This is a genomic window from Sphingomonas sp. CCH9-F2 (assembly GCF_001556735.1).
Lineage (GTDB): Bacteria > Pseudomonadota > Alphaproteobacteria > Sphingomonadales > Sphingomonadaceae > Sphingomonas > Sphingomonas ginsenosidimutans.
Map to the genome: position 1 here is coordinate 1 of NZ_LSJO01000126.1, position 5,618 is coordinate 5,618.

Genomic DNA, 5,618 nt, shown 5'->3' on the forward strand with positions numbered 1-5,618 from the left:
GGTCGATACGGGGAAGGGGGCGGGGGATCAAGGCACGCCGCCCACCACGCCGGCCGCGGGAAGCGTTGTCACCGCGCGCCGGGACCGATAGACCGCGGGCATGACTTCTCTCGACAAGCCGCCGCAGCACGGCGGGATTCCCGTCACCACGACCGTCAAATGGCGTTTCCCCGCCGTCCATCCGGAGGGGCAGAAATTCACCGCGATCGCGTTCGGCATCACGTTGCTGATGACGATCGTGTCGAAGGTGTTCTTCTGGCCGTTCCTGGGCATCACCCTGTGGGTGGCGGCGTTCTTCCGCGATCCGGTGCGCGCGACGCCGGTGGGCGACGATCTGATCGTCTCCCCCGCCGACGGACTGGTGACGATGATCGAGCGCGTGCCCGTCCCCCGCGAGCTGGTAGGCGATCTGGGCGAGGCGCCGATGGTGCGCGTGTCGGTGTTCATGTCGGTGTTCGACGTGCACATCAACCGATCGCCGATCGCGGGCACGATCCGGCAGGTCGTCTATATCTCGGGCAAGTTCCTCAACGCCGATCTCGACAAGGCATCGGAAGAGAACGAGCGCCAGCATTTCGTGGTCGAGGGGTTCGACGGGCGCAAGGTCGGCTTCACGCAGATCGCCGGGCTGGTCGCGCGGCGGATCGTCGCCTTCGCCAAGATCGGCGATATCGTCGGCGCCGGGCAGCGCGTCGGGCTGATCCGCTTCGGCAGCCGCGTCGACGTGTTCCTGCCGGAAGGCTGCGTACCGCAAGTGGCGCTGGGGCAGCGCGCGATCGCGGGCGAGACGGTGCTGGGCCGCTTCGGCGGCACCCCGGTCAGCGCGATCGCGCAATAGGATGCGCGCCCCGCTCCCCCGCCGGACGCTCGGCCGCCGCCCGGTCGGCGGACTGCCGCTGCGCTCGGTCGCCCCCAATGCGGTGACCGCGCTGGCGCTGTGTTCCGGCCTGTCGGGCATCCGCTTCGCCATTTCCGGGAATTGGGAACTGGCGGTGGTGATGGTACTGGTCGCGGGAGTGCTCGACGGGCTGGACGGGCGCGTCGCGCGGATGCTGCACGGCGAAAGCCGGTTCGGCGCTGAGCTGGATTCGCTGTCCGACGCGATCTCCTTCGGCGTGTCGCCGGCGCTGATCGTCTATCTGTGGTCGCTCAACACGCTGCCGCGGTTCGGATGGATGGCGGCGCTGGTGCTGGCGGTGTTCTGCGCGCTGCGGCTCGCCCGCTTCAACGCCGCAATAGATGCGGCTGAACAGCCGCACAAGTCGGCCGGATTCCTGACCGGCGTGCCCGCCCCGGCGGGCGCGGCGCTGGCGCTGCTGCCGCTGTTCCTGTGGTTCGTGACCGAGGCGCCGATCCTGCGCGATCCGCGGCTGGTGGCGCCATGGACGATCTTCGTCGCGCTGCTGATGGTGTCGAGCATCGCGACCTTTTCCTGGACGTCGCTGCGGCTGCGGCGCAACATCCGGTTCGAGGCGATCGCGGTCGTGGTCCTGGTGGGTGCCGCCGCGGTCAGCGCGCCGTGGCAGACCGCCGCGGCCGGCGGCGTCGCCTATCTGTTCGCGATCCCGTTCAGCATCGCAAGCTATGGCCGGATCAAGCGGCTTCGCGCTGGCGCACCGGCCGGCCCTGCACCGTCGACCCCGCCCAGCGCCTGACCGCGATCCGGCGTTCCGCCTGGACCAGCACCGCCAGCGGTTCGAACCGCGCCGTCTCCGGCTGGCCGCGCAGTACCGCGACGATGCGCGCCATGTTCGGCGCGAGCGTCGCGGCCATCGCATAGCCCGCCAGCGTCAGCGCGCCGCCGAAGATCATCACTGCCAGAACCATCGCCATCGTCCGCCTCCTGAAAATCCCACGCGAACCCGAGCACGCCAATCACCGGAATCCCTGCTTGGTTCCCGGACATTCGTTCCGAAGCGGCACTTTGTGTCGCAGCCCCGTAACGAAACCCGCCGTGAGTTCGCTCTCTGTTCCGACGTGTTGTTCCATCTCTGTTCCGGGGTGTCAAGCGGCAACGTGGCGCTTGTTTTCACCGACCGATTGCGCTAAGCGCGCCGCCTCAACCCCGCATGGGAAGCATCATCAACCGGTGCGCCGGCCTTCGAGGCACGCGTCACTCGCTTCCCAGAGGCTTAACCGGAAGGAACATATCCCATGGCGGCACCTGTCGTCTCGATGCAGCAGCTGATCGAAACCGGCGCGCACTTCGGCCACCAGACGCACCGCTGGAACCCGAAGATGAAGCCCTACATCTTCGGTGAGCGCAACGGCGTCCACATCATCGACCTGTCGCAGACCGTGCCGCTGTTCGCGCGCGCGCTGGAATTCGTGTCGCAGTCGGTGGCGTCGGGCGGCAAGGTGCTGTTCGTCGGCACCAAGCGCCAGGCGCAGGAGCCGGTCGCCGACGCCGCGCGCCGTGCCGGCCAGCATTTCGTCAACCACCGCTGGCTGGGCGGGATGCTCACCAACTGGAAGACGATCTCCAACTCGATCAAGCGTCTGAAGGCGCTGGAAGAGCAGCTGTCGGGCAACACCGCGGGCCTGACCAAGAAGGAAGTCCTGCAGCTGACCCGCGAGCGCGACAAGCTGGAGCTGTCGCTGGGCGGCATTCGCGACATGGGCGGCGTGCCGGACGTGATGTTCGTGATCGACGCCAACAAGGAAGAGCTGGCGATCAAGGAAGCCAACACGCTGGGCATCCCGGTCGTTGCGATCCTCGATTCGAACGTGTCGCCGGACGGCATCGCCTTCCCGGTGCCCGCCAATGACGACGCGGCACGCGCGATCCGCCTGTATTGCGAGGCGATCGCGATCGCCTCGCAATACAGGCGGATCGCGCGTGCCGCGTCGTCATTGGCGGGCACCGGGAAGGCGATGCCGTCCGGCGACACGTTCGAATCGAGGATCGCAACGACCGGGATGCCCAGCGTGTTGGCTTCCTTGATCGCCAGCTCTTCCTTGTTGGCGTCGATCACGAACATCACGTCCGGCACGCCGCCCATGTCGCGAATGCCGCCCAGCGACAGCTCCAGCTTGTCGCGCTCGCGGGTCAGCTGCAGGACTTCCTTCTTGGTCAGGCCCGCGGTGTTGCCCGACAGCTGCTCTTCCAGCGCCTTCAGACGCTTGATCGAGTTGGAGATCGTCTTCCAGTTGGTGAGCATCCCGCCCAGCCAGCGGTGGTTGACGAAATGCTGGCCGGCACGGCGCGCGGCGTCGGCGACCGGCTCCTGCGCCTGGCGCTTGGTGCCGACGAACAGCACCTTGCCGCCCGACGCCACCGACTGCGACACGAATTCCAGCGCGCGCGCGAACAGCGGCACGGTCTGCGACAGGTCGATGATGTGGACGCCGTTGCGCTCACCGAAGATGTAGGGCTTCATCTTCGGGTTCCAGCGGTGCGTCTGGTGGCCGAAGTGCGCGCCGGTTTCGATCAGCTGCTGCATCGAGACGACAGGTGCCGCCATGGGATATGTTCCTTCCGGTTAAGCCTCTGGGAAGCGAGTGACGCGTGCCTCGAAGGCCGGCGCACCGGTTGATGATGCTTCCCATGCGGGGTTGAGGCGGCGCGCTTAGCGCAATCGGTCGGTGAAAACAAGCGCCACGTTGCCGCTTGACACCCCGGAACAGAGATGGAACAACACGTCGGAACAGAGAGCGAACTCACGGCGGGTTTCGTTACGGGGCTGCGACACAAAGTGCCGCTTCGGAACGAATGTCCGGGAACCAAGCAGGGATTCCGGTGATTGGCGTGCTCGGGTTCGCGTGGGATTTTCAGGAGGCGGACGATGGCGATGGTTCTGGCAGTGATGATCTTCGGCGGCGCGCTGACGCTGGCGGGCTATGCGATGGCCGCGACGCTCGCGCCGAACATGGCGCGCATCGTCGCGGTACTGCGCGGCCAGCCGGAGACGGCGCGGTTCGAACCGCTGGCGGTGCTGGTCCAGGCGGAACGCCGGATCGCGGTCAGGCGCTGGGCGGGGTCGACGGTGCAGGGCCGGCCGGTGCGCCAGCGCGAAGCCGCTTGATCCGGCCATAGCTTGCGATGCTGAACGGGATCGCGAACAGATAGGCGACGCCGCCGGCCGCGGCGGTCTGCCACGGCGCGCTGACCGCGGCGGCACCCACCAGGACCACGACCGCGATCGCCTCGAACCGGATGTTGCGCCGCAGCCGCAGCGACGTCCAGGAAAAGGTCGCGATGCTCGACACCATCAGCAGCGCGACGAAGATCGTCCATGGCGCCACCAGCCGCGGATCGCGCAGGATCGGCGCCTCGGTCACGAACCACAGGAACAGCGGCAGCAGCGCCAGCGCCGCGCCCGCCGGGGCGGGCACGCCGGTCAGGAATCCGGCCGACTTGTGCGGCTGTTCAGCCGCATCTATTGCGGCGTTGAAGCGGGCGAGCCGCAGCGCGCAGAACACCGCCAGCACCAGCGCCGCCATCCATCCGAACCGCGGCAGCGTGTTGAGCGACCACAGATAGACGATCAGCGCCGGCGACACGCCGAAGGAGATCGCGTCGGACAGCGAATCCAGCTCAGCGCCGAACCGGCTTTCGCCGTGCAGCATCCGCGCGACGCGCCCGTCCAGCCCGTCGAGCACTCCCGCGACCAGTACCATCACCACCGCCAGTTCCCAATTCCCGGAAATGGCGAAGCGGATGCCCGACAGGCCGGAACACAGCGCCAGCGCGGTCACCGCATTGGGGGCGACCGAGCGCAGCGGCAGTCCGCCGACCGGGCGGCGGCCGAGCGTCCGGCGGGGGAGCGGGGCGCGCATCCTATTGCGCGATCGCGCTGACCGGGGTGCCGCCGAAGCGGCCCAGCACCGTCTCGCCCGCGATCGCGCGCTGCCCCAGCGCCACTTGCGGTACGCAGCCTTCCGGCAGGAACACGTCGACGCGGCTGCCGAAGCGGATCAGCCCGACGCGCTGCCCGGCGCCGACGATATCGCCGATCTTGGCGAAGGCGACGATCCGCCGCGCGACCAGCCCGGCGATCTGCGTGAAGCCGACCTTGCGCCCGTCGAACCCCTCGACCACGAAATGCTGGCGCTCGTTCTCTTCCGATGCCTTGTCGAGATCGGCGTTGAGGAACTTGCCCGAGATATAGACGACCTGCCGGATCGTGCCCGCGATCGGCGATCGGTTGATGTGCACGTCGAACACCGACATGAACACCGACACGCGCACCATCGGCGCCTCGCCCAGATCGCCTACCAGCTCGCGGGGGACGGGCACGCGCTCGATCATCGTCACCAGTCCGTCGGCGGGGGAGACGATCAGATCGTCGCCCACCGGCGTCGCGCGCACCGGATCGCGGAAGAACGCCGCCACCCACAGGGTGATGCCCAGGAACGGCCAGAAGAACACCTTCGACACGATCGTCATCAGCAACGTGATGCCGAACGCGATCGCGGTGAATTTCTGCCCCTCCGGATGGACGGCGGGGAAACGCCATTTGACGGTCGTGGTGACGGGAATCCCGCCGTGCTGCGGCGGCTTGTCGAGAGAAGTCATGCCCGCGGTCTATCGGTCCCGGCGCGCGGTGACAACGCTTCCCGCGGCCGGCGTGGTGGGCGGCGTGCCTTGATCCCCCGCCCCCTTCCCCGTATCGACC

6 protein-coding genes and 2 pseudogenes are annotated in these 5,618 nt (G+C 67.9%); 4 read left to right on the forward strand and 4 right to left on the reverse strand.

What is annotated here, in order from left to right:
* Positions 1-100 precede the first annotated feature (100 nt).
* Positions 101-838, forward strand: coding sequence for a phosphatidylserine decarboxylase (locus tag AX685_RS03890; RefSeq protein ID WP_066485627.1), 738 nt, complete (start codon positions 101-103; stop codon positions 836-838).
* Between the two features lies 1 nt (position 839).
* Positions 840-1,655, forward strand: a complete 816-nt coding sequence (locus tag AX685_RS03885; RefSeq protein ID WP_066485629.1) for a CDP-alcohol phosphatidyltransferase family protein — start codon at positions 840-842, stop codon at positions 1,653-1,655.
* On the opposite strand, the gene AX685_RS03880 is transcribed toward AX685_RS03885, so the two are convergent.
* Positions 1,594-1,833, reverse strand: coding sequence for a hypothetical protein (locus AX685_RS03880; protein WP_231738540.1), 240 nt, complete (start codon positions 1,831-1,833; stop codon positions 1,594-1,596). The genes AX685_RS03885 and AX685_RS03880 overlap by 62 nt on opposite strands.
* A gap of 321 nt (positions 1,834-2,154) precedes the next feature.
* On the opposite strand from AX685_RS03880, the pseudogene rpsB (AX685_RS03875) reads away from it, so the two are divergent.
* Positions 2,155-2,820 (forward strand): annotated as a pseudogene (gene rpsB, locus AX685_RS03875) (30S ribosomal protein S2); the annotation flags it as partial.
* A 41-nt stretch (positions 2,821-2,861) separates the two neighbouring features.
* Here the strand turns inward: rpsB (AX685_RS03875) and rpsB (AX685_RS03870) are convergent.
* Positions 2,862-3,464: pseudogene (rpsB, locus tag AX685_RS03870) on the reverse strand (30S ribosomal protein S2); the annotation flags it as partial.
* 321 nt (positions 3,465-3,785) lie between these two features.
* On the opposite strand from rpsB (AX685_RS03870), the gene AX685_RS03865 reads away from it, so the two are divergent.
* On the forward strand, positions 3,786-4,025 hold the full coding sequence (locus tag AX685_RS03865; RefSeq protein ID WP_231738540.1) for a hypothetical protein: 240 nt from the start codon (positions 3,786-3,788) through the stop codon (positions 4,023-4,025).
* Here AX685_RS03865 and AX685_RS03860 read toward each other — a convergent pair.
* Positions 3,964-4,779: a CDP-alcohol phosphatidyltransferase family protein gene (locus AX685_RS03860; protein WP_066485629.1), complete on the reverse strand. Its 816-nt coding sequence runs from the start codon at positions 4,777-4,779 to the stop codon at positions 3,964-3,966. The two genes, AX685_RS03865 and AX685_RS03860, sit on opposite strands and share 62 nt — an antisense overlap.
* Before the next feature lies 1 nt (position 4,780).
* Positions 4,781-5,518 carry a phosphatidylserine decarboxylase gene (locus tag AX685_RS03855; protein ID WP_066485627.1) on the reverse strand — a complete coding sequence of 246 codons (738 nt, stop codon included), beginning with the start codon at positions 5,516-5,518 and terminating at the stop codon, positions 4,781-4,783.
* Positions 5,519-5,618: the final 100 nt, after the last annotated feature.

What these genes read in the sequence shown, in the direction of transcription:
- AX685_RS03860 (WP_066485629.1), bottom strand. Translation starts at nt 4,779, where the DNA reads ATGCGCGCCCCGCTCCCCCGCCGGACGCTCGGCCGCCGCCCGGTCGGC.
- AX685_RS03865 (WP_231738540.1), top strand. Translation starts at nt 3,786, where the DNA reads ATGGCGATGGTTCTGGCAGTGATGATCTTCGGCGGCGCGCTGACGCTG.
- AX685_RS03890 (WP_066485627.1), top strand. Translation starts at nt 101, where the DNA reads ATGACTTCTCTCGACAAGCCGCCGCAGCACGGCGGGATTCCCGTCACC.
- AX685_RS03855 (WP_066485627.1), bottom strand. Translation starts at nt 5,518, where the DNA reads ATGACTTCTCTCGACAAGCCGCCGCAGCACGGCGGGATTCCCGTCACC.
- AX685_RS03880 (WP_231738540.1), bottom strand. Translation starts at nt 1,833, where the DNA reads ATGGCGATGGTTCTGGCAGTGATGATCTTCGGCGGCGCGCTGACGCTG.
- AX685_RS03885 (WP_066485629.1), top strand. Translation starts at nt 840, where the DNA reads ATGCGCGCCCCGCTCCCCCGCCGGACGCTCGGCCGCCGCCCGGTCGGC.